Source organism: Escherichia sp. WS2035, assembly GCF_046487065.1.
GTDB classification, from domain to species: Bacteria; Pseudomonadota; Gammaproteobacteria; order Enterobacterales; family Enterobacteriaceae; genus Escherichia; species Escherichia coli.
Map to the genome: position 1 here is coordinate 65,825 of NZ_JBJQKD010000006.1, position 25,254 is coordinate 91,078.

22 protein-coding genes are annotated in these 25,254 nt (G+C 50.2%); 16 read left to right on the plus strand and 6 right to left on the minus strand.

Going from position 1 to position 25,254, the window contains the following annotated elements; all coding sequences use genetic code 11:
• Nucleotides 1–8 precede the first annotated feature (8 nt).
• From odhB to ACJHX4_RS11995, 6 genes are all read left to right on the plus strand, one after another.
• Nucleotides 9–1,163: a 2-oxoglutarate dehydrogenase complex dihydrolipoyllysine-residue succinyltransferase gene (odhB, locus tag ACJHX4_RS11970; RefSeq protein ID WP_000570223.1), complete on the plus strand. Its 1,155-nt coding sequence runs from the start codon at nt 9–11 to the stop codon at nt 1,161–1,163.
• A gap of 11 nt (nt 1,164–1,174) precedes the next feature.
• Nucleotides 1,175–2,593 carry a dihydrolipoyl dehydrogenase gene (gene lpdA / locus ACJHX4_RS11975; protein ID WP_000103921.1) on the plus strand — a complete coding sequence of 473 codons (1,419 nt, stop codon included), beginning with the start codon at nt 1,175–1,177 and terminating at the stop codon, nt 2,591–2,593.
• 21 nt (nt 2,594–2,614) lie between these two features.
• Complete coding sequence (gene sucC, locus ACJHX4_RS11980) at nt 2,615–3,784, plus strand: ADP-forming succinate--CoA ligase subunit beta (protein WP_001048626.1); 1,170 nt, start codon at nt 2,615–2,617, stop codon at nt 3,782–3,784.
• A 12-nt stretch (nt 3,785–3,796) separates the two neighbouring features.
• Entirely contained in the window at nt 3,797–4,669 is an 873-nt protein-coding gene (sucD, locus tag ACJHX4_RS11985) for a succinate--CoA ligase subunit alpha (RefSeq protein ID WP_000114645.1), read from the plus strand.
• 211 nt (nt 4,670–4,880) lie between these two features.
• Entirely contained in the window at nt 4,881–6,380 is a 1,500-nt protein-coding gene (locus ACJHX4_RS11990) for a DASS family sodium-coupled anion symporter (RefSeq protein WP_001304712.1), read from the plus strand.
• A gap of 11 nt (nt 6,381–6,391) precedes the next feature.
• Complete coding sequence (locus ACJHX4_RS11995; protein ID WP_000058085.1) at nt 6,392–7,465, plus strand: Ldh family oxidoreductase; 1,074 nt, start codon at nt 6,392–6,394, stop codon at nt 7,463–7,465.
• Here the strand turns inward: ACJHX4_RS11995 and ACJHX4_RS12000 are convergent.
• Both ACJHX4_RS12000 and ACJHX4_RS12005 read right to left on the minus strand, forming a co-directional pair.
• Nucleotides 7,454–8,812 (minus strand): sigma-54-dependent transcriptional regulator, encoded by a 1,359-nt coding sequence (locus ACJHX4_RS12000; protein WP_001060180.1) that lies wholly within the window; start codon nt 8,810–8,812, stop codon nt 7,454–7,456. The genes ACJHX4_RS11995 and ACJHX4_RS12000 overlap by 12 nt on opposite strands.
• Nucleotides 8,805–10,625: an ATP-binding protein gene (locus ACJHX4_RS12005; protein ID WP_000704416.1), complete on the minus strand. Its 1,821-nt coding sequence runs from the start codon at nt 10,623–10,625 to the stop codon at nt 8,805–8,807. The genes ACJHX4_RS12000 and ACJHX4_RS12005 overlap by 8 nt, the downstream gene beginning before the upstream one ends.
• Nucleotides 10,626–10,901: 276 nt before the next feature.
• Here ACJHX4_RS12005 and aphA point away from each other — a divergent pair, with 276 nt between their 5' ends.
• From aphA to ACJHX4_RS12020, 3 genes are all read left to right on the plus strand, one after another.
• Nucleotides 10,902–11,615 carry an acid phosphatase AphA gene (gene aphA, locus ACJHX4_RS12010; protein WP_001226933.1) on the plus strand — a complete coding sequence of 238 codons (714 nt, stop codon included), beginning with the start codon at nt 10,902–10,904 and terminating at the stop codon, nt 11,613–11,615.
• A gap of 110 nt (nt 11,616–11,725) precedes the next feature.
• Nucleotides 11,726–12,142 carry a secondary thiamine-phosphate synthase enzyme YjbQ gene (locus ACJHX4_RS12015; protein WP_000270369.1) on the plus strand — a complete coding sequence of 139 codons (417 nt, stop codon included), beginning with the start codon at nt 11,726–11,728 and terminating at the stop codon, nt 12,140–12,142.
• A gap of 3 nt (nt 12,143–12,145) precedes the next feature.
• Nucleotides 12,146–12,502 (plus strand): MmcQ/YjbR family DNA-binding protein, encoded by a 357-nt coding sequence (locus tag ACJHX4_RS12020; RefSeq protein ID WP_000153726.1) that lies wholly within the window; start codon nt 12,146–12,148, stop codon nt 12,500–12,502.
• 34 nt (nt 12,503–12,536) lie between these two features.
• Here the strand turns inward: ACJHX4_RS12020 and uvrA are convergent, their stop codons facing one another.
• Nucleotides 12,537–15,359, minus strand: a complete 2,823-nt coding sequence (gene uvrA / locus ACJHX4_RS12025) for an excinuclease ABC subunit UvrA (RefSeq protein WP_000357755.1) — start codon at nt 15,357–15,359, stop codon at nt 12,537–12,539.
• A gap of 254 nt (nt 15,360–15,613) precedes the next feature.
• Here uvrA and ssb1 point away from each other — a divergent pair, with 254 nt between their 5' ends.
• On the plus strand, nt 15,614–16,150 hold the full coding sequence (gene ssb1, locus ACJHX4_RS12030) for a single-stranded DNA-binding protein SSB1 (RefSeq protein ID WP_000168305.1): 537 nt from the start codon (nt 15,614–15,616) through the stop codon (nt 16,148–16,150).
• Between the two features lie 98 nt (nt 16,151–16,248).
• On the opposite strand, the gene ACJHX4_RS12035 is transcribed toward ssb1, so the two are convergent.
• A complete protein-coding gene (locus ACJHX4_RS12035; protein ID WP_001296643.1) occupies nt 16,249–16,530 on the minus strand; it encodes a YjcB family protein in 282 nt (93 codons plus the stop codon).
• 428 nt (nt 16,531–16,958) lie between these two features.
• On the opposite strand from ACJHX4_RS12035, the gene pdeC reads away from it, so the two are divergent.
• Nucleotides 16,959–18,545 carry a c-di-GMP phosphodiesterase PdeC gene (gene pdeC / locus ACJHX4_RS12040; RefSeq protein ID WP_001296644.1) on the plus strand — a complete coding sequence of 529 codons (1,587 nt, stop codon included), beginning with the start codon at nt 16,959–16,961 and terminating at the stop codon, nt 18,543–18,545.
• Between the two features lie 2 nt (nt 18,546–18,547).
• On the opposite strand, the gene soxS is transcribed toward pdeC, so the two are convergent.
• Entirely contained in the window at nt 18,548–18,871 is a 324-nt protein-coding gene (gene soxS, locus ACJHX4_RS12045; RefSeq protein ID WP_000019358.1) for a superoxide response transcriptional regulator SoxS, read from the minus strand.
• 85 nt (nt 18,872–18,956) lie between these two features.
• On the opposite strand from soxS, the gene soxR reads away from it, so the two are divergent.
• From soxR to ACJHX4_RS12060, 3 genes are all read left to right on the plus strand, one after another.
• Nucleotides 18,957–19,421, plus strand: a complete 465-nt coding sequence (gene soxR, locus ACJHX4_RS12050; protein WP_000412431.1) for a redox-sensitive transcriptional activator SoxR — start codon at nt 18,957–18,959, stop codon at nt 19,419–19,421.
• Between the two features lie 546 nt (nt 19,422–19,967).
• On the plus strand, nt 19,968–21,317 hold the full coding sequence (gene ghxP, locus ACJHX4_RS12055) for a guanine/hypoxanthine transporter GhxP (protein ID WP_000106892.1): 1,350 nt from the start codon (nt 19,968–19,970) through the stop codon (nt 21,315–21,317).
• 150 nt (nt 21,318–21,467) lie between these two features.
• Complete coding sequence (locus tag ACJHX4_RS12060; RefSeq protein WP_000402206.1) at nt 21,468–23,117, plus strand: Na+/H+ antiporter; 1,650 nt, start codon at nt 21,468–21,470, stop codon at nt 23,115–23,117.
• A gap of 35 nt (nt 23,118–23,152) precedes the next feature.
• On the opposite strand, the gene ACJHX4_RS12065 is transcribed toward ACJHX4_RS12060, so the two are convergent.
• The gene (locus ACJHX4_RS12065; RefSeq protein WP_000354953.1) at nt 23,153–24,037 is read right to left on the minus strand and encodes a LysR family transcriptional regulator; all 885 of its coding nucleotides are present in this window, start codon (nt 24,035–24,037) and stop codon (nt 23,153–23,155) included.
• A 103-nt stretch (nt 24,038–24,140) separates the two neighbouring features.
• Here ACJHX4_RS12065 and ACJHX4_RS12070 point away from each other — a divergent pair, with 103 nt between their 5' ends.
• A complete protein-coding gene (locus tag ACJHX4_RS12070; protein ID WP_001143718.1) occupies nt 24,141–24,551 on the plus strand; it encodes a CidA/LrgA family protein in 411 nt (136 codons plus the stop codon).
• A complete protein-coding gene (locus tag ACJHX4_RS12075) occupies nt 24,544–25,233 on the plus strand; it encodes an LrgB family protein (protein WP_001273403.1) in 690 nt (229 codons plus the stop codon). Before ACJHX4_RS12070 ends, ACJHX4_RS12075 begins: the two co-directional genes overlap by 8 nt.
• The last annotated feature ends 21 nt before the right edge of the window (nt 25,234–25,254 follow it).

Here is a 25,254-nt window from a genome sequence, read left to right on the forward strand (position 1 = left end):
AACATTTTATGATCGAAATTACTGTCCCTGTATTACCGGAATCTGTCACGGAAGGCACGCTGACAACCTGGTGTAAACAAGAAGGCGAGCACGTAAAACGCGATGATGTGATTGCCGAGCTGGAAACCGATAAAGTCATTCTGGAAATACCGGCCCCGCACGATGGCGTGTTAAGCAATATTATCGTCAGCGAAGGTAGCACGGTCACGTCCGCGCAACTGTTGGCGCATCTTAAGCCGCAAGCTGTCATAGAAGAAACCGTCACACCAGTCACCGAAACCCTGGCGATGCCTTCCGCACGGCTGGAGGCACAGCGTAGTGGTGTCGAACTTGCTGACGTTGCGGGGAGCGGGAGAAATGGACGTATCCTGAAAGAGGATGTGCAGCGCGTTACTCCTGCACCAGCCATTCAGCCTGAACGGGTGGCGGAGATCGCGCCAGCTAAACCCTTGACACCGGGTGCTCGTCAGGAACGTCGTGAGCCGATGTCGCGCTTACGTCAGCGAATTGCTGAGCGTCTGCTGGCTTCCCAACAAAATAACGCCATTCTTACCACATTCAACGAAGTAAACATGCAGAGCGTGATGGACTTACGCGCCCGCTGGAAAGATCGTTTTGCCGAGAAGCACGGCGTGAAGCTGGGCTTTATGTCCTTCTTTGTTAAGGCCGTTACCCGGGCGCTGGAGCGCTTCCCTGTAGTGAATGCCAGCGTCGATGGCAACGAGATTATCTGGCGTGATTATTGCGATATCGGCATTGCAGTGAGCAGCAACCGCGGCCTGGTAGTGCCTGTGTTACGCAATGCGCAATCACTCTCTTTGGTGGAAATTGAACGGCAAATTGCCGAATACGCCACACAGGCACGCAATGGCAAATTGCCGCTGGAGGCGTTACAGGGCGGCACGTTCTCTATCACCAACGGCGGTACTTTTGGTTCGATGATGTCAACGCCAATCATTAACCCGCCGCAGTCGGCCATTCTTGGGATGCATGCCATCACGCCGCGCCCGGTCGCAGAAAACGGTCAGGTTGTTATTCGTCCCATGATGTACCTTGCTCTCAGCTATGACCATCGCATTATCGATGGTCAGGAAGCCGTGCATACATTGGTGGCAATACGTGAGCTACTGGAATCACCGGAACAACTGTTGCTGGATCTTTAAGGAGGGCGCCGATGAGTACAATTTTTGATGTGGCAGTTATGGGGGGGGGGCCAGGTGGTTACGTAGCGGCACTGCGGGCTGCGCAGAATGGGCTTTCCGTAGTATGTATTGATGATGGTGTTAATGCACAGGGCGAACCTTCGCCGGGCGGTACGTGTCTCAATGTCGGCTGTATTCCGTCAAAATCGTTGCTGCAATCTTCCGAACTGTACGCGCAAGTGCAGCATGAGGCGAGCATTCATGGCGTTAATGTTGACGGCGTATCTTTCAATGCAGCTGCGATGATTCAACGTAAAGACGCCATAGTAAGCCGCCTGACAATGGGCATCAGCTTGCTGTTTAAGAAAAATAAAGTGAAGCACCTGTGCGGCCTCGCAACGTTAGAATGTGCTCAGGATGAGATTTGGCAATTACGTGTAAACGATCAACACCTTCACGCCCGTAATGTAGTGATTGCAACAGGTTCTCAGCCGCGTCAGCTGCCTGGCGTTACCATTGATAATCAACAGATCCTCGACAATCGTGGCGCCCTGGCATTGAGCGAAGTGCCGCCGCGTCTCGGTGTGATCGGCGCTGGCGTGATTGGCCTTGAACTGGGGTCTGTGTGGAATCGGGTTGGTTCAGACGTCACGTTGCTGGAGATGGCGCCAACGTTCTTGCCTGCACTGGAAGCTCGCCTGTCGAACGAAGTCCGTAAAGCAATGATTGCCAGTGGGATGAAAATGCAACTGGCAGTAGAGATTGAGGCTATTGAACAACGGGATGACGGTGTGCATGTGCGCTGGCGGCAGGGTGAGAAGCGAGAAGAAAGCCGCTTCGATAAATTAATTCTTGCCATTGGACGTGTACCGCGACTTTCTGGTGTCGATCTCGTGCAACTCGGTCTTGAAGCCGATAACCGTGGCGGTATTGCCGTCGATAACTTATGCCGTACCGGGAAAGCCGGGCTGTGGGCAATTGGTGATGTCGTGCGAGGGCCGATGCTGGCGCATAAAGCGATGGCTGAAGGTGTAGTGGTGGCTGATCAAATTGCCGGACTGGTGGTAGAGCCGATTAATTTTGCGCTGATCCCTTCGGTGATTTACACCCAACCGGAAGTTGCGTGGGTAGGGGAAAACGAGGCCTCACTGAAAGCCGCTGGCAGAGTCTTTAACAAAGGAAATTCTCTGTTTGCCGGTAACGGTCGCGCCTTAGCATTAGGCCAGGAAGGTGGGCGTTGCACGTTATACAGTGATAAACACACTGACCGCGTACTTGGCGGAGCGATTGTTGGCCCGCAGGCATCGGAGCTGATTAATGAAATTGCGCTGGCGATGACTTTTAGCGCCTCTGGCGAGGATATTGCCTGTGCGATCCATGCGCATCCGACATTAAGCGAAGTCATCCACGAAGCAGCAATGGCCTTGAATAATAAAGCATTACACGGATAACACACACCACTGAGGGAATATATGAATTTACATGAGTATCAGGCCAAATCGTTACTGGCTGGCATGGGGATGCCGTGTCCAAAAGAGATAGCTATCCAACAGATTTCGCAACTGGCAGATGCCTGGCAACATATTGCTTGCCCGAGTAAAGGCGCGGTACTTAAAGCGCAGGTACATGCTGGTGGGCGCGGTAAAGCTGGCGGCGTAAAAGTGCTTAAGCAGCTGCCGGAAGCACAGGCTTTTGTACAGCAAATGTTGGGATCGCAACTGGTGACTTATCAGACCGGGCCAGAAGGACAGTATGTCAGCAGTATTTTACTGTGCGAAAACATTTATCCGGTACGCCAGGAACTCTATTTTGGCATGGTGGTGGATCGTGAAAGCCAGCGGGTCACGTTTATTGTCAGCCCGGAAGGTGGTGTGGAAATTGAAAAAGTCGCCCATGAGACACCGGAGAAAATCAGCAGTGTCAGCATTGATCCACTGACAGGCGTGCAGCCTTGCCATATCCGCGAAATGTTTGCTGTTCTGCAACTGGAACACGGACTATTTGCTGCCTTTAGTCGCCTGGTTAATCAGGCGTGGAAAGCCTTTAACGAACTGGATTTTGCCCTGCTGGAAATTAACCCTCTGGTGTTGCGGGAAACGGGCGAATTTATGTGTGCAGACGCGAAAGTATCGCTGGATGATAACGCGCTGTATCGTCACCCGGAACTCCAGGTGCTACGTGATGAAACCCAGGAAGATCCACGCGAAAGCCAGGCAGCGAAGCTTGATCTTAATTATGTCTCGCTGGACGGAAATATCGGCTGCATGGTCAATGGTGCAGGGCTGGCTATGGCAACCATGGACATCATCAAGCTATACGGTGAACAACCCGCAAACTTCCTGGATGTTGGCGGTGGCGCAACCCAGGAGCGCGTCAGTGAAGCCTTTCGGCTGATTGTTTCCGACAGCAAAGTGAAAGCCATTCTGGTTAATATTTTTGGTGGGATTGTCCGTTGCGACATGATCGCCAGAGCCATTATTCATGCTCTGAATGAGGCCAGCATCACCCTGCCTGTCGTGGTGCGTCTCTCCGGTAATAACGCCGCCGAAGGGCAGCGGTTACTGGCAGAAAGTGGTCTGACGGTGGAAGCCGTCGATTCTCTGGATGATGCCGCGAAACGCATCATTGCGTTACTGAATTAACAGGAGGTTAAGATGAGCGTTTTGATCAACAAACACACGCGGGTACTGGTGCAGGGCATTACCGGCAAAAACGGCACATTTCATACAGAGCAGGCTATTGCGTATGGCACGCAGATTGTGGGTGGAGTGACGCCTGGTAAGGGCGGGCAACGGCATCTGGATCGCCCGGTTTTTGATTCAATGAAAGATGCGATGCGACAAACTGAGGCCGATGCCAGCGTGATTTATGTGCCTGCACCGTTTGTGCTGGATTCTGTTGTTGAGGCTATTGAAGCTGGCGTCAAATTGGTTGTGGTGATCACTGAAGGTGTACCGACACTGGATATGGTGAAAGTTCGTCGGCTGCTTGACTGCCACCCGGATGTGCGGCTGATTGGGCCAAACTGCCCAGGAGTTATCACGCCGGGTGAGTGCAAAATCGGGATTATGCCTGGTGAAATCCACCGCCCAGGGCGTATTGGGATTGTTTCCCGCTCCGGTACATTAACCTACGAAGCTGTAGCGCAAACCACGGCGCTGGGACTTGGGCAATCCACCTGTATTGGTATTGGCGGCGATCCGGTTCCGGGGACTAACTTTATTGATGCGCTGCGTTTATTCGAAAATGATCCGCAAACAGACGCGGTAATTATGATCGGTGAAATTGGTGGTAATGCGGAAGAACGGGCCGCGGAATTTATTCGCCATGATATGAATAAACCGGTCGTAGGTTATATTGCCGGTGTTACTGCACCAAAAGGAAAACGCATGGGACACGCCGGAGCCATTATTTCTGGCGGTAGCGGCAGTGCAGAGGATAAATTCCGTGCGTTCGATAAAGCAGGCATGGCATGGACAAGAAACCCGGCGTTGCTTGGCGAAACGTTATGGAATGTTATTAAGTAATCCATAAATGAATATCAAGGGAGCATATCGCTCCCTTTTTTTATCTGTGTGGTAAGAGAATCACCTTTTATTTACTGTGCGGAAAACCGCGCACAAAATAAAAAGAATAAATAATAAAATCATTAAATAACAAAGCATTATTAAAAAATTAAAGATGGCATAGCTCCTGCAATAGCCAGGCAGGTTTTTTATTTTTCACAATGAGGTGAATATGTCATCAATATCACATGGCGCACCACAAAAGCGTCGAATTATCCCTAATCCCGGCCTGTGGTTGGCGATCATTGCCGGAATTATTATTACTCTTCTGCCTCTGGGCGATACCTTGCCCGTCGCCGGACAAAATATGATCGCCATTCTGGTGTTTGCCATTATTGTCTGGATCAGCGAAGCGATGGATTACACCGCCAGTGCAATTGTTATTTCCGCACTGATTATCTTTATGGTTGGTTTTGCCCCGGATATGAATCACCCGGACACGATCCTTGGCACCGCGAAAGCGCTGAAAATGACTCTGTCGGGTTTTTCTAATTCTGCTCTGGCGCTGGTGGCAGCAGCAATGTTTATCGCGGCGGCAATGACCATTACCGGGCTGGATAAACGTATTGCGCTGTTTACTATGTCGAAAATAGGTGCCAGTAGCCGCAGCATTATTATCGGTGCCATTGTGGTGACCATCGTCCTGAGCCTGGTCGTACCCAGTGCCACTGCCCGTACGGCTTGCGTGGTGCCGATTATGATGGGGGTCATTGCGGCATTTAAGGTGGATAAACATTCACGTTTAGCGGCGTCAATGATGATTGTTATCGCCCAGGCGACCAGTATCTGGAACGTTGGTATTCAAACTTCGGCGGCGCAAAACCTGCTTTCTATCGGTTTTATCAATAAAACTTTCGGCGCCGGGCATTCTGTCAGCTGGCTTGACTGGCTGTTAGCGGGCGCGCCCTGGAGCCTCACCATGTCGGTGATCCTCTATTTCCTCGCACGTAAATTGTTGCCGCCAGAAACGGAAGCTGTTGAAGGGGGGAGCGAGGCCATTAAAAAAGCACTCGCAGAGTTAGGGCCAACCACCGGTAAAGAAAAACGCTTGATCGGTATTTCGCTGTTGTTACTGCTCTTTTGGTCTACTGGCGGAAAATTACACAGTATTGATACCACCTCTGTCACCCTTGCCGGACTGGCGATTATGTTGCTGCCAGGCATCGGTGTAATGAGCTGGAAAGAGGTCGAAAAACGTGTGCAGTGGGGCACGTTGCTGATGTTTGGTATTGGTATCAGCCTGGGGTCCACGTTGCTTGATACACAGGCAGCTTCATGGATGGCGAACTATGTGGTGAAAGGTTTTGGTCTTGACGGTTTACCATCACTTGCCATCTTCGCGATTCTCGCCGCTTTCTTGATAATCATTCACCTGGGGTTTGCCAGTGCCACTGCGCTAACTGCCGCATTGCTGCCCATCCTGATTAGCCTGTTAAGCAGTCTGCCGCCAGAACTCGGCGTTAACCCGGTCGGCATGACCATTCTGCTCGCCTTCAGTGTCAGTTTTGGCTTCATCCTGCCGATTAACGCGCCACAAAATATGGTGTGTATGGGTACGGATACCTTCACGCCACGCCAGTTTACCCGTGTGGGACTGTACCTGACGGTAATCGGCTACCTGTTGTTGCTACTGTTTGCCGCCACCTGGTGGAAAATTTTAGGTCTAATGTGAGGAAACCAACGATGTCATTACAAATTGCTGTTGAAAAAGTGCGTTGGTTAGCTGCCGGGCTGCTGGAACTTAATGGCTGTGATGCCGATATCGCTCAGGATGTGGCGGAACATATGATTGAAGCGGAACGTTATGGCTTTGCCAGCCACGGCGTCACGCTGCTACCGAAATATCTGGAAAATATCGCTCGTGGCGATGTAACCGCGAATGCCCGCCCGGAATGCTTAACAAGTGAAGGTAATTTACAGCGTTTTCATGCCCACAATGGCTTTGGTCAACACGCCGGAAAAGTGGCGGTAAATGCTGCCATCGAACAAACAAAACACCGCGGTTTTTGCCTGTTAACGTTGTGCCATGCGCATCATTTAGGGCGTATGGGGCATTACGGGCAAATGGTTGCTGATCAAGGCCTGGCGATGCTGGCCATGAGTAACGTCACCGGGCGTCCTGCACTGGTCGCCCCGTGGGGCGGTGCGGAACCGCGTATGACCACTAACCCTTTCTGCTTTGCCTGGCCGTTCAGTGATGGGCGTCCGCCGATTCTGGTTGATTTTGCCACCAGTAGCATGGCGCTAAATAAAGCACGGGTAATGTCGTCCACCGGGAAGCAGGCCGCGCCGGGACAATTGATTGATGCACAGGGGAATCCAAGCAATGATCCTGGGGTGTTATTCAGCAATCCTCCAGGGGCGTTACTGCCATTTGGTGAGCATAAAGGATTTGGCCTGGCACTGATGATTGAAATGATGGCGGGGATCTTATCTGGTGGTGACACGATCGCCGAAGATCATCAGACGGATGGATCTGCGCATAATCATCTTTTTGCGTTGATTATCGATCCTGATCAATTCACCGATCTGGCAGGGGAGAAAGGGCAGTTCTTTGCGGATTATCTGTTAGCTACGCAGCCTCAACCTGGCGGCAATCCGGTGATTTACCCCGGTATGCCAGAAGCTGCCAACCGGGAACGCAATGCGAAGATGATTACGATCCCGGTATCATTCTGGTCCTGGGTAGTTGAACATTACGCCCGCAAAGGTATCGATTTGGGGTTACATCCTCAGGAATCAGCATTAGCTGGATGATTCTGGTCGATAAACTTGCGGTTGAATCTGATGTTTGTTGAGTTTGTCATATAAAGTCTTGCGCGGCAGCTGTAATAGCCGCGCTGTCAAACTGACCTGGCCTTCCGTTTGTCGCAGCATATCTTCGATTAACTTTTTCTCGAAAGCATCAATGCAGGCGGTAAGACCACTCTCTTCTTGCTGAGTCATTGGCACTGGCTGGTGGTGGGTCAGTAAACCGAGAACAAAACGCTCTGCATTGTGTTTAAGTTCACGTACATTGCCAGGCCAACTTTGTGACTGCAACCAGGCCAGTAACATGGGAGAAATATCAGGCAGAGGACGATTATATTTTTGTGCCGCCTGACTGGCGAACCAGTAAAACAGTTCAGGGATATCTTCTCGTCGCTGGCGTAGAGGTGGAATATTCAGGCTAACCACATTCAGACGATAATAGAGATCGAGACGAAACAGATGTTCTTCGCTGCGACGCAGTAAATCTTCCTTGGTCGCTGCAATAACACGGCAATTCACCGGAATTAATTGATTGGCACCTAATCGTTCAATGGTTCTTTCCTGCAATACACGTAGCAGTTTTACCTGCATTCCTGATGGCATTCCCTCTATTTCATCGAGAAATAACGTACCACCATTTGCATGTTCAATTTTTCCAATACGCTTTTTAACCGCACCGGTAAATGCGCCCGCCTCATGACCAAATATTTCGCTTTCAAACAACGTTTCTGGTAAGCCTGCACAGTTTAAGGCAACAAACTGCCCCTGACGGCGGGTACTCCAGTGATGCAGCATTCTGGCGACGACTTCTTTACCACAACCTGTTTCACCATAAATAAGGACATCGGCACCGGTATCTGCGACATTAAGGATCATTTTACGCAGTTGCTGCATCTGCGGACTACGACCAATCAGCACCGGGCCATTTTCCTGTTGCAGATTCGCCAGTAATTGCTGATTTTCTAAAACCAATCGCCGTTTTTCTACCGCTCTGGCAATAATACTCAATAATTTATCTGAGCTACTTGGTTTCTCAATGAAATCGAATGCACCATTACGCATGGCATCCACCGCCATTTCCACGTCACCGTGTCCGGTAATTAAAATAACCGGAATTTTGCTATCCATTTCGTTGATGTAACTGAGGAGCTCTAGTCCTGATATTCCAGGTAACCTGACATCGGTCAGTATAATAATGTTGGCCTGACTTTGAATAAGGGGAATACTGTGTTCTGCATCGCAACAGGAAATAACGCGATAACCAGCCAGCGTGAGCGTTTGTTCACAGGCAAAACGTACATCGTCACTATCCTCAATATAAACTATAGTAATTTCACTGAATTTATTATTCATGTTTTTCTCCCCATTCAGGCCAGGTTAATGTCATTACTGCGCCGCCTTCAGGATGATTACTGGCGTGGAGTGCGCCGTTCGAATTTCGGACAATTTCGCTGACTATTGCCAGTCCCAACCCCATTCCTCTACGTTTAGTGGTAAAAAATGGTTCAAATATGCGATCGACAACTTCAGGTGCAAAACCGCCACCGCTGTCTTTAATGGTAATAATAACTTTGTTATTTGCCTGGCGAATGGCGATATCCAGTCGTTTGTAAGAGCTACCTTCCATAGAATCTAAGGCGTTGCTAATTAAATTACTGAATATCTGTTCAAGACCGAGTTCATCGCAATTGACAAATAACGGCATGGATGGGGCTTTTATTCGTCGCTCAATGTTATTTTTCTCCATGCTGTGATTAAGTAACGCCACGGCGCTATACATCACTTTGATGACATCGGCAGAACCTTTAGGTACGCGATGGCGCGAGGCAAATGCTTTAAGTTCGGAAATGAGCTGCGTCATCCGCTCAATCACGGAAATAATGTGTTTCAGATTCTGTTCAACCTGTGGATACATCTCTTTTTTTAGCATAGTACGCGCGTTATCAGTAAGTGCGTGAATGGCGGCTAACGGTTGATTTTGTTCATGGGCAATTTCGGTTGCCATCTGTCCAAGCGCCGCCAGTTTGCTGGACTCTGCCAGTTCACTACGCGTAATTTGTAATACTTGTTCAGCCTGACTGCGCTCTTTTATCTCCTGTATTAATTTTTGATTGATCAATTCCAGGGCAGATGTACGCTCTTTAACCTGTTTTTCTAATGTTTCATTCGCCAGTGTTAATAATTGTTGTGCATGAGATCGCATTCTCCAGTATTTAATAAATAACAAAAACAGCAGGTAAATAATTAGTGTAATGACTAACGAAATAGCCCATGACCAGTACAGGTTATCTAAGGGGACCATAATTGTCATTTTCCAGTTAAATTCTGGAATGGCTATTTGTTGCGTATAATATTGCGGGAATAAACAGAGTTGTTCTTTTTTATCTTTCAGGAAAGTAAAATTGCTCACGGTATAACAGGGATAATAATCCGCCGGTAAAAGATTGTCGAGACTATATTGGCGGGTAGATTGTAGTTTTTGTTTTGCCTGAACAGGTAACGGTTGCAGTGTTCGCATTCGCCATGGCGATTTTGAACTTAAAAATATAATCCCATGTTCATCATTCACGATAATATTTTCAGGACCTTCGGCCCATGCTTTTTCAATTTCATTAAGACTTATTTTTACTACTACAACACCGACAATTTTTCCTTTATCTTTTATACTTGTAGAGAGGAAGAATCCCGGTGTATTCGTAGTGCTACCAATACCGTAAAAGCGTCCATTTAAGCCAGACATGGCGTGTTTATAATAGGGGCGATAGCTATAATTTTGCCCTACATAGCTGCCGGGGTCCTGCCAGTTACTAGAAGCGATGGCCTTACCTTGGGTATCCAGAATAAATATTGCTGCGGTTTTGAGTTGAGTATTGAAATGTGCAATTCGTTGATTGAGTTCGCTGGACGTCATATCGTCAGGCGTAATTACCGCCTGACGGATGATATGGTCTGTTGAGAGCATATAGGGTAAAACATAAAATTGCTCGATGGTGGAATATAATGTGGACTTATACATTTCAAGCCGCATTTTATCGGTACCGGACAAGGTATTAAAACGCAAGTGCAAAAAAGCGATTGAAACCGCGAGCATGATAAGAAAAAGTGAAATGCTTGTAATGTGAAATCGCCATTTGTTCTTAAATATATAATTCCACGATATTTTCATTCATCATCCATTGAATGCATTTATATTTATCATCAGTATATTCCCTGAACAATGTTTGCGAGAACCAAAAGAGTGCCATTGTGTGAATGTGTAAGCAGAATAACCGTGGCAATGTGTGGTTTATCGCACAGGTATTCCAAATGTGATCATGCTCTTTTTATGTGACAAATCCGCAGATAATCCTTCCTTTCCCCTGCGGTTGGCGTTATGGTCAGATGGTTTTTTCAACAAACGCACAATAATAAGTTTCAACTTACTGACTATTTAGGGAAAAATATGCGCAAGATCACACAGGCATTGAGTGCCGTTTGCTTATTGTTCGCTCTAAACAGTTCCGCTGTTGCCCTGGCCTCATCTCCTTCACCGCTTAATCCGGGTACTAACGTAGCCAAACTCGCTGAACAGGCACCAATTCATTGGGTTTCGGTTGCACAAATTGAAAATAGCCTCGCAGGACGTCCGCCAATGGCGGTGGGGTTTGATATCGATGATACGGTACTTTTTTCCAGTCCGGGTTTCTGGCGCGGCAAAAAAACCTTCTCACCAGAAAGCGAAGATTATCTGAAAAATCCTGTGTTCTGGGAAAAAATGAACAATGGCTGGGATGAATTCAGCATTCCAAAAGAGGTCGCTCGCCAGCTGATTGATATGCATGTACGCCGCGGTGACGCGATCTTCTTTGTGACTGGTCGTAGCCCGACCAAAACAGAAACGGTTTCAAAAACGCTGGCGGATAATTTTCATATTCCTGCCACCAACATGAATCCGGTGATCTTTGCGGGCGATAAACCAGGTCAAAATACAAAATCGCAATGGCTGCAGGATAAAAATATCCGAATTTTTTATGGTGATTCCGATAACGATATTACCGCCGCACGCGATGTTGGCGCTCGTGGTATCCGCATTCTGCGCGCCTCCAACTCTACCTACAAACCCTTGCCACAAGCGGGTGCGTTTGGTGAAGAGGTGATCGTCAATTCAGAATACTGACAGAGCGGGAGAGCGTAATACTCTCCCGAATGCTGTTTTTTTAATCACACCTTTATCCTTTCGCTGTCTTGCTGCAAACTGATTAAGAGAGTTTTATCAAGGAGCAGCACATGTGGTATCAAAAGACGCTCACGCTTAGCGCCAAATCTCGTGGGTTTCATCTGGTAACGGATGAAATTCTGAATCAGCTGGCTGATATGCCGCGCGTTAACATCGGTTTACTGCATCTGTTGCTGCAACATACCTCCGCCTCTCTGACACTTAATGAGAACTGCGATCCCACCGTACGCCACGACATGGAGCGTTTTTTCCTCCGCGCCGTTCCCGACAACGGAAATTATGAGCATGACTATGAGGGAGCAGACGATATGCCTTCTCATATCAAATCCTCAATGCTGGGAACATCGCTTGTATTGCCGGTGCATAAAGGGCGTATTCAGACCGGCACCTGGCAAGGCATCTGGCTGGGGGAACATCGCATCCACGGCGGATCGCGTCGCATCATCGCGACACTTCAAGGGGAGTAAAAAATGACCATTTTGGAGTTGCTACAATATTGCATGGCAAAACCAGGCGCAGAACAGAGCGTGCATAACGACTGGAAAGCGACGCAGATCAAAGTGGAAGATGTGCTGTTTGCGATGGTGAAAGAAGTAGAAAATCGCCCAGCTGTTTCGCTGAAAACCAGCCCGGAGCTGGCGGAGCTGCTACGTCAGCAGCACAGCGATGTGCGTCCAAGCCGCCATCTGAACAAAGCACACTGGAGCACCGTGTATCTCGACGGATCGCTGCCGGATTCGCAAATCTATTATCTGGTGGATGCGTCTTATCAGCAGGCGGTGAATTTGCTGCCGGAAGAAAAACGTAAATTGCTGGTGCAACTCTGAAAGAAGAAGGCCGCTCAGAAAGCGGCCTTAACGATTACAGCATCGGCTTGAGGAAGCGCGCCGTATGCGAAGCTTCGCACTCTGCGACGGTTTCTGGCGTACCGGAGACGAGGATTTCGCCGCCCCCACTGCCGCCTTCTGGTCCCAGGTCGACAATCCAGTCAGCGGTTTTGATCACGTCGAGATTGTGCTCAATTACCACAATGGTATTGCCCTGATCGCGCAGTTTATGCAGTACGTCGAGCAGTTGCTGAATATCGGCGAAGTGCAGACCGGTGGTCGGCTCGTCGAGAATATACAGCGTCTGCCCGGTGCCGCGTTTTGACAGCTCACGCGCCAGCTTCACGCGCTGGGCTTCACCACCAGAAAGTGTGGTTGCGGACTGACCCAGACGAATATACGTCAGACCAACGTCCATCAATGTTTGCAGCTTACGTGCCAGAGCTGGCACCGCATCAAAGAACTCACGCGCCTCTTCGATGGTCATATCCAGCACTTCGTGGATGGTTTTGCCTTTGTACTTAATCTCCAGCGTTTCACGGTTATAGCGTTTGCCTTTGCACTGGTCGCACGGTACGTAAATGTCCGGCAGGAAGTGCATCTCCACTTTGATCACGCCGTCGCCCTGACAGGCTTCGCAGCGTCCGCCGCGAACGTTAAAGCTGAAACGTCCTGGCGTATAACCACGCGCACGGGATTCCGGTACGCCCGCAAACAGTTCGCGCACAGGCGTAAACACGCCGGTATAGGTCGCCGGGTTAGAACGCGGAGTACGACCAATTGGGCTTTGGTCGATATCGATCACTTTATCGAAATGCTCCAGCCCCTGAATATCGCGATACGGTGCTGGTTCGGCGATGGTCGCACCATTCAACTGGCGTTGGGCAATTGGGAACAGTGTGTCGTTAATCAGCGTTGATTTACCGGAACCTGAAACTCCGGTAATGCAGGTAAACAGACCCACCGGCAGCGTCAGCGTCACGTCTTTCAGGTTGTTGCCGCGTGCGCCCGTCAGTTTCAGCACTTTTTCCGGATTTGCCGGAACGCGTTTCTTCGGCACCTCAATCTTGCGTTTACCGCTCATGTACTGCCCGGTCAACGACTCAGGCACCGCCATTATTGCTTCCAGCGGACCTTCCGCGACGACTTCACCGCCGTGAACACCCGCACCCGGACCGATATCGATCACATGATCAGCGGCGCGAATCGCGTCTTCGTCGTGCTCCACCACAATCACGGTATTACCGAGATCGCGCAGATGGATAAGCGTACCCAGCAGGCGCTCGTTATCGCGCTGGTGCAGGCCGATAGACGGCTCATCCAGCACGTACATCACGCCAACCAGGCCTGCACCAATCTGGCTCGCCAGACGAATACGCTGGGCTTCACCGCCGGAAAGTGTCTCTGCTGAGCGGGAAAGTGTCAGGTAATTCAGGCCGACGTTAACGAGGAATTTCAGACGATCGCCGATCTCTTTAAGGATTTTTTCTGCAATCTTCGCCCGCTGACCTGCGAGTTTGAGATTGTTGAAGAATTCCATCGCATGACCGATGCTCATGTCGGAGATGGCGGGCAGCGGCGTATTCTCGACATACACGTGGCGTGCTTCCCGACGCAGACGGGTTCCTTCGCAGCTGGCGCACGGACGATTGCTGATAAACTTGGCTAATTCTTCACGTACCGCGCTGGATTCCGTCTCTTTATAACGGCGCTCCATATTGTGCAGCACGCCTTCGAACGGATGACGACGAATGGAGGTATCGCCACGATCGTTCATGTATTTGAATTCAATATTTTCTTTGCCAGAACCGTACAACACCACTTTATGCACGTTCGCGCTCAGGCTGCCCCACGGCGCTTCGACGTCGAACTTATAGTGATCTGCCAGCGATTTCAGCATCTGGAAATAATAGAAGTTGCGGCGATCCCAGCCACGGATCGCACCGCCAGCCAGCGATAATTCCGGATTCTGGATCACGCGGTCAGGATCGAAATATTGCTGTACGCCAAGTCCGTCACAGGTCGGGCAGGCTCCCGCCGGGTTGTTAAATGAAAACAGGCGAGGTTCCAGCTCGCGCATACTGTAACCGCAAATCGGGCAGGCAAAGTTGGCGGAGAACAGCAGCTCTTCCGCTTTCGGGTCGTCCATATCCGCCACTACCGCGGTACCACCGGAAAGCTCCAGCGCGGTTTCAAACGACTCGGCAAGACGTTGGGTAAGATCGTCACGCACTTTGAAGCGATCAACCACCACTTCAATGGTATGTTTCTTTTGCAGTTCCAGTTTCGGCGGATCGGAAAGATCGCAGACTTCGCCATCAATACGAGCACGGATGTAACCCTGGCTTGCCAGGTTCTCCAGCGTTTTGGTGTGTTCGCCTTTGCGCTCTTTAATGATTGGCGCGAGCAGCATCAGACGCTTGCCGTCCGGCTGGGACAACACGTTATCCACCATCTGACTGACGGTTTGCGCCGCCAGCGGTACATCGTGGTCCGGGCAGCGCGGCTCACCAACGCGAGCGTACAGCAGACGCAAATAGTCGTGGATTTCGGTGATTGTCCCCACCGTAGAGCGCGGGTTATGAGACGTCGATTTCTGCTCAATTGAGATGGCAGGAGAAAGCCCCTCAATATGGTCGACGTCCGGCTTCTCCATCAGTGACAGAAACTGCCGCGCGTAGGCGGAAAGGGATTCAACGTAACGGCGCTGCCCTTCGGCATATAAGGTGTCGAAAGCGAGCGAGGATTTGCCAGAACCCGAAAGCCCGGTCACGACAATGAGCTTGTCGCGGGGGATAACGAGGTTGATGTTTTTGAGATTATGGGTGCGGGCGCCCCGAACTTCGATCTTATCCATTCACCTTTCCCGGATTAAACGCTTTTTTGCCCGGTGGCATGGTGCTACCGGCGATCACAAACGGTTAATTATGACACAAATTAACCTGAATGAATATACAGTATTGGAATGCATTACCCGGAGTGTTGTGTAACAATGTCTGGCCAGGTTTGTTTCCCGGAACCGAGGTCACAACATAGTAAAAGCGCTATTGGTAATGGTACAATCGCGCGTTTACACTTATTCAGAACGATTTTTTTTCAGGAGACACGAACATGGCCAGCAGAGGCGTAAACAAGGTTATTCTCGTTGGTAATCTGGGTCAGGACCCGGAAGTACGCTACATGCCAAATGGTGGCGCAGTTGCCAACATTACGCTGGCTACTTCCGAATCCTGGCGTGATAAAGCCACCGGCGAGATGAAAGAGCAGACTGAATGGCACCGCGTTGTGCTGTTCGGCAAACTGGCAGAAGTAGCCAGCGAATATCTGCGTAAAGGTTCTCAGGTTTATATCGAAGGTCAGCTGCGTACCCGCAAATGGACCGATCAATCCGGTCAGGATCGCTATACCACAGAAGTCGTGGTGAACGTTGGCGGCACCATGCAGATGCTGGGTGGTCGTCAGGGTGGTGGCGCTCCTGCAGGTGGCAATATCGGTGGTGGTCAGCCGCAGGGCGGTTGGGGTCAGCCTCAGCAGCCGCAGGGTGGCAATCAGTTCAGCGGCGGCGCGCAGTCTCGCCCGCAGCAGTCCGCTCCGGCAGCGCCGTCTAACGAGCCGCCGATGGACTTTGATGACGATATTCCGTTCTGATTTGTCTTTAAAACAATAGGGTATATTGTTTTAAGGTGGATGATTAAAGCATCTGCCAGCCATAAAAAAGAAGCCTCCGTTATGGAGGCTTCTACATATCAAGTCAAAATCATTGGCCATTGTGGCGGTGTCTGATTCATCTCTTCTATCATCACCGACTCGATGTTGTGCCAGATGGCGGTGATATCCGCCATTGTGATGCCAAGCAACCCCATTGCGAACCAGCAGGCGGAAACTACGCCCAAACCGCTGCTGATCACTGCAAGCCCGACATAATCAGCCCGACGAAAACGGATGTTGAGCGTGCTGGCCAGAAACATCATTACGGCACTAAGAAGTTGCCAGCGAAGAAGAACCACGCCAGTGGTGAGGGTAGCCATCAAACAATTCCTCGAAAAAGAGCTGATGCCCTGGACAGCGCGGCGTTGTTCACGGGAGGCGTGATACACTCTGGCTATCGCGGGGCTTGCAGAACACAAAAATGAAACACTCTGTTTGTTTCATGAATTTTGTGAACTATATCACAATTGGTTGTTTGTTAGCCAGATTAGGCCGTGACTTTTATTGCCGTACAGATTATGTGTTTTTTCAGCGGCATTAAGGGTATATCTTCCCGCCGCCTCTGCATTCCTGAAGGTGATTAATTTTTAAGATCAATGAATTATCGTCATCCTGGTGACGATTAAAAAGGTCTCAATTTTATATCAGGCAAAAGTGCTATTTATACCGTAAGATTTATCTAAAGACGTCGGTAGCCAGGGTTTCACCTTGCAATAACCGGGTATAAACAGGCAGGGAATTGATAGCAATGAGTCATCGTGCACGACACCAATTACTGGCGTTTCCGGGCATTATCTTTTTAGTTCTCTTTCCCATCATTCTGTCGCTATGGATTGCCTTCTTTTGGGCAAAATCAGAAGTGAATAATCAGCTCCGAACTTTTGCTCAGCTGGCGTTGGATAAATCTGAGCTGGTCATTCGTCAGGCAGATTTAGTGAGCGATGCAGCTGAACGCTATCAGGGGCAAGTTTGCACTCCAGCCCATCAAAAGCGAATGTTGAATATTATTCGTGGCTATCTTTATATTAATGAATTGATTTATGCTCGTGATAACCATTTTTTATGCTCATCGCTGATAGCGTCTGTAAATGGCTATACGATTGCACCGGCCGATTATAAGCGTGAACCTAACGTTTCTATCTATTATTACCGTGATACGCCTTTTTTCTCAGGCTATAAAATGACCTATATGCAGCGGGGGAATTATGTAGCGGTCATTAACCCTCTCTTCTGGAGTGAAGTGATGTCTGATGATCCGACATTGCAATGGGGTGTGTATGATACGGTGACGAAAACCTTTTTCTCGTTAAGCAACGAGGCCTCGGCAGCAACGTTTTCTCCGCTGATTCGTTTGAATGATTTAACCGTACAACGAAATGGCTATTTATATGCGACAGTTTATTCGACAAAACGCCCAATTGCGGCCATTGTTGCGACTTCATATCAACGTCTTATAACCCATTTTTATAATCATCTTATTTTTGCGTTGCCCGCCGGTATTTTGGGGAGTCTTGTTCTGCTATTACTCTGGCTACGTATTCGACAAAACTATTTGTCTCCCAAACGCAAATTGCAACGCGCCCTCGAAAAACATCAACTTTTCCTTTATTACCAGCCAATAATCGATATCAAAACAGAAAAATGTATCGGCGCTGAAGCGTTGTTACGTTGGCCCGGTGAGCAGGGGCAAGTAATGAATCCGGCAGAGTTTATTCCGCTGGCAGAAAAGGAGGGGATGATCGAACAGGTAACTGATTATGTTATTGATAATGTCTTCCGCGATTTGGGCGCGTATCTGGCAACACATGCCGATCGCTATGTTTCTATTAACCTGTCAGCCTCCGATTTTCATACCTCACGGTTGATAGCGCGAACCAATCAGAAAACAGAGCAACATGCGGTGCGCCCGCAGCAAATTAAATTTGAAGTGACTGAACATGCATTTCTTGATGTCGACAAAATGACGCCGATTATTCTGGCTTTCCGCAAGGCCGGTTACGAAGTGGCAATTGATGATTTTGGTATTGGCTACTCTAACTTGCATAACCTTAAATCATTGAATGTCGATATTTTGAAAATCGATAAATCGTTTGTTGAGACGCTGACCACCCACAAAACCAGTCATTTGATTGCGGAACACATCATCGAGCTGGCGCACAGCCTGGGGTTAAAAACGATTGCTGAAGGTGTCGAAACTGAGGCGCAGGTTAACTGGCTGCGCAAACGCGGCGTGCGCTATTGCCAGGGATGGTTCTTCGCGAAGGCGATGCCGCCGCAGGTGTTTATGCAATGGATGGAGCAATTACCCGCGCGGGAATTAACGCGCGGGCAATAAAACTACAGGCGGTGGCGATAATCGCTGGGAGTGCGATCAAACTGCCGACGGAAAACGCGGGAGAAGGTCTGCTGAGAGACATAACCCAGGTCCATTGCGATATCAAAAATCGGACGCTCGGTGGTGCGCAACTCAACGGCGGCCAGTAACAGACGGCGCTGGCGAATGTAATCGCCAAGCGTCTGATGCGTCACCGTGCGGAACATCCGTTGCAAGTACCACTTTGAATAGCCAGATTTTTTTGCGACGACATCAATGTTAAGCGGCTGGTCAATATGCTCGTCAATCCATGCGATAAGATCCTGAATAATTTTCTGATGGGACATAAATCTGCCTCTTTTCAGTGTTCAGTTCGTTAATTCATCTGTTGGGGAGTATAATTCCTCAAGTTAACTTGAGGTAAAGCGATTTATGGAAAAGAAATTACCCCGCATTAAAGCGCTGCTAACACCCGGCGAAGTGGCGAAACGCAGCGGTGTGGCGGTATCGGCGCTGCATTTCTATGAAAGCAAAGGGTTGATTACCAGTATCCGTAATAGCGGCAATCAGCGGCGATATAAACGTGATGTGTTGCGATATGTCGCAATTATCAAAATTGCTCAGCGTATTGGCATTCCGCTCGCAACCATTCGTGAAGCGTTTGGCGTGTTGCCAGAAGGGCATACGTTAAGTGCGAAAGAGTGGAAACAGCTTTCGTCCCAATGGCGAGAAGAGTTGGATCGGCGCATTCATACCTTAGTGGCGCTGCGTGACGAACTGGATGGATGTATTGGTTGTGGCTGCCTTTCGCGCAGTGATTGCCCGTTGCGTAACCCGGGCGACCGCTTAGGAGAAGAAGGTACCGGCGCACGCTTACTGGAAGATGAACAAAACTAAAGCGCCACAAGGGCGCTTTAGTTTGTTTTCCGGTCTTTGTCTTTCTCTCTATCCCGCTGGTACACAGGAGGGTTTCCCCCGACGTCAACACACCTCATTCGAGCACGTGGTGGAGGTTCCGGTTGGTGTTGATGCTTTAATTGTATGTTACCGGCGTTTCTTCGCCAGTGTAAAAGTACACTTTTTAGCCGCAATATTTTTGTCATCTCAGACGATTTTTTATCGCAATCCTGAACGGTATACGGCTCGATAACGCTGCAATCTTGCGCATCGACGATAACGTTTGCGCATCAATTGCCTGGTTTTTCATCGTCAAGACAATAAAAGAGAAAAAAGCAGCAAACTTCGGTTGAAAAAGCCGCTATGATCGCCGGATAATCGTTTGCTTTTTTTACCACCCGTTTTGTATGCGCGGAGCTAAACGTTTGCTTTTTTTGCGACGCAGCAAATTGTCGCAAACCTGGAGCAGGAAGATAACGTTTCGCTGGCAGGGGATTGTCCGCCACGCATCTTGACGAAAATTAAACTCTCAGGGGATGTTTTCTTATGTCTACGCCATCAGCGCGTACCGGCGGTTCACTCGACGCCTGGTTTAAAATTTCACAACGTGGAAGCACTGTCCGTCAGGAAGTGGTTGCCGGGTTAACAACGTTTCTGGCGATGGTCTACTCGGTTATCGTCGTTCCAGGCATGTTGGGTAAAGCGGGCTTCCCGCCTGCGGCAGTTTTCGTTGCAACCTGTCTGGTTGCCGGACTCGGTTCTATCGTGATGGGTCTGTGGGCTAATCTGCCGTTGGCGATTGGTTGCGCCATCTCTCTGACGGCGTTTACCGCATTCAGTCTGGTGCTGGGGCAACATATTAGCGTACCTGTCGCGCTGGGTGCCGTGTTCCTGATGGGTGTGCTGTTTACGGTAATTTCTGCCACGGGTATCCGTAGCTGGATTTTGCGCAACTTGCCGCACGGTGTGGCGCACGGCACGGGGATTGGTATCGGTCTGTTCCTGCTGCTCATTGCCGCTAATGGTGTCGGTCTGGTGATTAAAAACCCGCTTGATGGTCTGCCCGTCGCGCTGGGGGATTTTACGACCTTTCCGGTGATGATGTCGTTGGTGGGGCTGGCAGTGATTATCGGCCTGGAAAAACTGAAAGTCCCTGGCGGCATTCTGCTGACCATTATCGGTATCTCAATTGTCGGTTTGATCTTCGATCCTAACGTCCATTTCTCCGGCGTTTTCGCCATGCCTTCATTGAGCGATGAAAACGGCAATTCACTGATAGGCAGCCTGGACATTATGGGCGCGCTGAATCCTGTAGTCCTGCCAAGTGTTCTGGCACTGGTGATGACGGCAGTATTTGATGCCACCGGAACTATCCGTGCCGTCGCCGGTCAGGCGAACCTGCTGGATAAAGATGGGCAGATCATCGACGGCGGGAAAGCACTGACCACCGACTCCATGAGCAGCGTTTTTTCTGGCCTGGTGGGTGCAGCTCCGGCAGCGGTATACATCGAGTCTGCGGCGGGTACGGCGGCGGGCGGTAAAACCGGTTTGACGGCTATCACCGTTGGCGTGCTGTTCCTGCTGATTCTGTTCCTCTCTCCGCTCTCTTACCTCGTTCCGGGGTACGCAACGGCTCCGGCGCTGATGTACGTTGGCCTGCTGATGCTGAGCAACGTGGCGAAAATCGACTTTGCTGATTTTGTTGATGCGATGGCGGGTCTGGTTACGGCGGTATTCATCGTGCTGACCTGTAACATCGTAACAGGCATCATGATTGGCTTCGCGACTCTGGTGATTGGTCGTCTGGTTTCCGGCGAATGGCGCAAGTTGAACATCGGTACGGTCGTTATTGCCGTGGCGCTGGTGACCTTCTATGCGGGTGGCTGGGCTATCTAATCTTACATAGGATTCTGAAAACGGGTGGCAATGGCTGCCCGTTTTTATTTTCTCCGCACATTGTGTGAGCTTTTGCGATATTCTGAAAAAATGAGAATTCAGGCATAACGCCTTTCTCAGATCATAAAAAACATCGCAAACAGGGAACGCATGGAAATCTTCTTCACCATACTGATAATGACCCTCGTGGTCTCGCTGTCCGGGGTGGTCACTCGTGTCATGCCCTTTCAGATCCCGCTTCCGCTTATGCAAATCGCCATCGGTGCGCTACTGGCGTGGCCGACGTTTGGTTTGCATGTGGAGTTTGATCCTGAACTCTTTTTAGTCTTGTTTATCCCGCCGTTGCTGTTCGCTGATGGTTGGAAAACGCCGACCCGTGAATTTCTCGAACATGGGCGAGAGATTTTCGGCCTCGCGCTGGCGCTGGTGGTGGTCACCGTGGTCGGCATTGGCTTCCTTATTTACTGGGTGGTGCCGGGCATTCCGCTGATCCCCGCCTTTGCGCTGGCTGCGGTGCTTTCTCCGACCGATGCTGTAGCGCTCTCCGGGATTGTTGGCGAGGGGCGCATCCCGAAAAAAATCATGGGCATTTTGCAGGGCGAAGCGTTGATGAATGACGCCTCCGGCCTGGTGTCGTTGAAGTTTGCCGTGGCAGTGGCGATGGGGACAATGATCTTCACCGTCGGCGGTGCGACGGTCGAATTTATGAAAGTGGCAATAGGCGGTATTCTCGCCGGTTTTGTGGTGAGCTGGCTGTATGGTCGCTCGCTGCGATTCCTCAGCCGCTGGGGCGGTGATGAACCCGCGACGCAGATCGTTCTGCTGTTCTTGCTGCCATTCGCTTCTTATCTGATTGCGGAACATATTGGCGTTTCCGGCATCCTCGCTGCGGTTGCCGCCGGGATGACCATCACCCGCTCCGGTGTGATGCGCCGTGCGCCGCTGGCAATGCGCCTGCGCGCAAACAGCACCTGGGCGATGCTGGAATTTGTCTTTAACGGCATGGTGTTCCTGCTGTTAGGTCTGCAGTTGCCGGGGATTCTGGAGACGTCGCTGATGGCGGCAGAAATCGATCCTAACGTCGAAATCTGGATGCTGTTTACCGATATTATTCTGATATATGCGGCGCTGATGCTGGTCCGTTTCGGCTGGCTGTGGACGATGAAAAAGTTCAGCAACCGCTTCCTGAAGAAGAAGCCGATGGAGTTTGGTTCGTGGACTACACGAGAAATCCTGATCGCGTCTTTCGCCGGGGTGCGTGGGGCGATCACTCTGGCCGGTGTGCTCTCTATCCCGCTTCTCTTGCCGGATGGTAACGTCTTCCCTGCGCGCTATGAGTTGGTGTTCCTGGCGGCTGGCGTCATTCTCTTCTCGTTGTTTGTCGGCGTGGTGATGTTGCCTATTCTGCTACAACACATAGAAGTCGCGGACCATTCGCAACAATTGAAAGAGGAACGTATTGCACGAGCGGCAACGGCAGAAGTGGCGATTGTGGCGATCCAGAAAATGGAGGAGCGTTTGGCGGCGGATACCGAAGAGAATATCGATAACCAGCTGCTCACAGAGGTTAGTTCTCGCGTCATTGGTAACCTGCGTCGTCGCGCCGATGGACGTAATGATGTAGAAAGTTCAATCCTGGAAGAGAACCTGGAGCGTCGCTTCCGTCTGGCGGCATTGCGTTCTGAACGTGCTGAACTGTACCACCTGCGCGCCACGCGGGAGATCAGTAACGAAACGCTGCAAAAATTACTGCACGATCTCGATTTGCTTGAAGCGTTGCTGATTGAGGAAAATCAGTAATCTGCATGGTTGGCGGGCGAGCCCGCCAACCCGACTTACTCTGGCGTTAACCAGTATCCTTCACAACAGCTCAGCCACGCGTGGGCAGAGTGGGAAAGGTAAACGCCCTCACGCCAAATCATTCCTAATTTCCAGCTTAGTTCGCTTTCCAGCGGTAGCCATTTTAAGGTGTTTTTATCTAATCGCTGGCAAATGGGTTCCGGCAATATGGCTATTCCGACACCGGCCTGAACCATCGCGGCGAGAAAATCCCATTGCCCGCTGCGAACTGCAATTCTCGGCTTAACGCCATGTTCATCGAATAACTTCATCAATTGCTTACTTAAGGCAAAATCTTCGTTATAGATAAGTAGAGGATGTTCCGCCAATGTCTCCGGTGAGACGGCATCACATTCAAGCCATTTACCTGAATGTGGCGTCAGTACACATAGTGGATGACTAAACAGCGATAACGTTGTCAGGCCGCTTTCTTCTACTGGCAGGGCTGTCAGTGCCATATCCAGTTCACCGTTCATCACCGCTTGTTGTACCGTCAGACCACCAAACTCCGAAATTTTCAATTCTACGCCGGGGTAACGCTGGCGAAAAAGGCCAATCGGCCCGGCCATCAACATCCCAACCATCGGCGGGATTCCCAGCCGCAAAACGCCGGTTTTAAGCTGATTGATATCGCTAAGCTCAGCTTCCAGTTGCCGAAACTCAGCCAGTAAAGCCAGCCCGCGCTCAAATACGACGCGACCAGTATCAGTGAGAAGCAGCCGACGACCATCGCGGATCAACAATATACAGTTCAGCTCATCTTCGAGATTCTTCAGCATCTTGCTGATAGTTGGTTGGGTGACAAACAACTTCTCCGCTGCGCGGGTGAAGCTTTGCTGGCGCACGACTTCGACAAAATAACGCAGCGTTCTGATATCCATAACTATTCCCTTTGACTATACCTGCAATGATTTTAATTCATTTCAGTCAGGGGCGAGCGCTCTCTATACTTACCATTCTGTTTTATTTTCAGGATATCCTCTCATGCCCGTGGCGCTTCGCCGCATTACCCCTGCCGTAGTGCAATCTATCCAGGTATTTTTTCAGGTTGTGCTGTATGCAGGTTTATTTATTTTTGCGCAGTATCTCGTCTCCTGGCTGCATTTGCCGCTGCCTGCCAACCTGGTGGGGATGATCCTGATGCTGGCGCTGATTGTTTGTCGCATTCTTCCTCTGCAATGGGTTCGAGCCGGGGCGCGTTGGCTATTGGCCGAAATGTTGCTGTTTTTTGTCCCTGCCGTGGTGGCTGTGGTGAACTATGCACAACTATTACTGGTGGATGGCTGGCGTATTTTTGCTGTGATCGCGCTGAGTACGGTGATGGTGCTGGGCACGACTGCCTGGGTAGTGGAAAAAGTCTATCGCTATGAAATGCGCAGGTTAAACCGTGGCTAATTTTCAGCTAAGTATGCTCTGTCTGGCAATTACGCTAGTTATCTATTTTCTTAACAAACGCCTTTATCGCCGCTTTCGTAAATTGCCATTGATGCCTCTGGTGCTGACGCCTACGCTACTGGTTATGCTGCTGGTTTTTGGCAATATTTCCTGGCAAAACTATATTGGCGAAGCGCACTGGTTACTATGGCTATTAGGTCCGGCCACCATCGCCTTTGCGGTACCAGTGTATGACAATCGGGCGATCATTAAGCGTCACTGGATGTCGTTGACGGCAGGCGTACTGACGGCAACGGTGGTGGCAGTGACCAGCTCAGTGTGGCTGGCGCGATTGTTTACCCTGCCAGATGAGATCCAGCGTAGCCTGGCGGTGCGTTCGGTCACTACGCCATTTGCTTTGGCAGCGAGCCAGTCGCTCGGCGGACAGCCTGATCTGGTGGCGCTGTTTGTGGTGGTCACCGGTGTGTTTGGCATGGCGATTGGCGACGTGTTGTTTTTACGTCTCTCTATTCGCGAAGGGATGGCGAAAGGTGCTGGATTCGGCGCGGCATCTCATGGTGCCGGGACTGCGCGGTCGTATGAACTGGGTCAACAAGAAGGCGTAGTTGCAAGCCTGGTCATGATGCTTTCAGGTGTATTGATGGTATTGGTTTCGCCGCTGGTGGCCAGGATGATGTTCTGAAGAAATTCCCCGATCAAGCGA

Bases quoted from the DNA above. Each gene is read 5' to 3' on its own strand.
- odhB (WP_000570223.1), top strand. From the start codon at position 9: ATGATCGAAATTACTGTCCCTGTATTACCGGAATCTGTCACGGAAGGC.
- lpdA (WP_000103921.1), top strand. From the start codon at position 1,175: ATGAGTACAATTTTTGATGTGGCAGTTATGGGGGGGGGGCCAGGTGGT.
- sucC (WP_001048626.1), top strand. From the start codon at position 2,615: ATGAATTTACATGAGTATCAGGCCAAATCGTTACTGGCTGGCATGGGG.
- sucD (WP_000114645.1), top strand. From the start codon at position 3,797: ATGAGCGTTTTGATCAACAAACACACGCGGGTACTGGTGCAGGGCATT.
- ACJHX4_RS11990 (WP_001304712.1), top strand. From the start codon at position 4,881: ATGTCATCAATATCACATGGCGCACCACAAAAGCGTCGAATTATCCCT.
- ACJHX4_RS11995 (WP_000058085.1), top strand. From the start codon at position 6,392: ATGTCATTACAAATTGCTGTTGAAAAAGTGCGTTGGTTAGCTGCCGGG.
- ACJHX4_RS12000 (WP_001060180.1), bottom strand. From the start codon at position 8,812: ATGAATAATAAATTCAGTGAAATTACTATAGTTTATATTGAGGATAGT.
- ACJHX4_RS12005 (WP_000704416.1), bottom strand. From the start codon at position 10,625: ATGAAAATATCGTGGAATTATATATTTAAGAACAAATGGCGATTTCAC.
- aphA (WP_001226933.1), top strand. From the start codon at position 10,902: ATGCGCAAGATCACACAGGCATTGAGTGCCGTTTGCTTATTGTTCGCT.
- ACJHX4_RS12015 (WP_000270369.1), top strand. From the start codon at position 11,726: ATGTGGTATCAAAAGACGCTCACGCTTAGCGCCAAATCTCGTGGGTTT.
- ACJHX4_RS12020 (WP_000153726.1), top strand. From the start codon at position 12,146: ATGACCATTTTGGAGTTGCTACAATATTGCATGGCAAAACCAGGCGCA.
- uvrA (WP_000357755.1), bottom strand. From the start codon at position 15,359: ATGGATAAGATCGAAGTTCGGGGCGCCCGCACCCATAATCTCAAAAAC.
- ssb1 (WP_000168305.1), top strand. From the start codon at position 15,614: ATGGCCAGCAGAGGCGTAAACAAGGTTATTCTCGTTGGTAATCTGGGT.
- ACJHX4_RS12035 (WP_001296643.1), bottom strand. From the start codon at position 16,530: ATGGCTACCCTCACCACTGGCGTGGTTCTTCTTCGCTGGCAACTTCTT.
- pdeC (WP_001296644.1), top strand. From the start codon at position 16,959: ATGAGTCATCGTGCACGACACCAATTACTGGCGTTTCCGGGCATTATC.
- soxS (WP_000019358.1), bottom strand. From the start codon at position 18,871: ATGTCCCATCAGAAAATTATTCAGGATCTTATCGCATGGATTGACGAG.
- soxR (WP_000412431.1), top strand. From the start codon at position 18,957: ATGGAAAAGAAATTACCCCGCATTAAAGCGCTGCTAACACCCGGCGAA.
- ghxP (WP_000106892.1), top strand. From the start codon at position 19,968: ATGTCTACGCCATCAGCGCGTACCGGCGGTTCACTCGACGCCTGGTTT.
- ACJHX4_RS12060 (WP_000402206.1), top strand. From the start codon at position 21,468: ATGGAAATCTTCTTCACCATACTGATAATGACCCTCGTGGTCTCGCTG.
- ACJHX4_RS12065 (WP_000354953.1), bottom strand. From the start codon at position 24,037: ATGGATATCAGAACGCTGCGTTATTTTGTCGAAGTCGTGCGCCAGCAA.
- ACJHX4_RS12070 (WP_001143718.1), top strand. From the start codon at position 24,141: ATGCCCGTGGCGCTTCGCCGCATTACCCCTGCCGTAGTGCAATCTATC.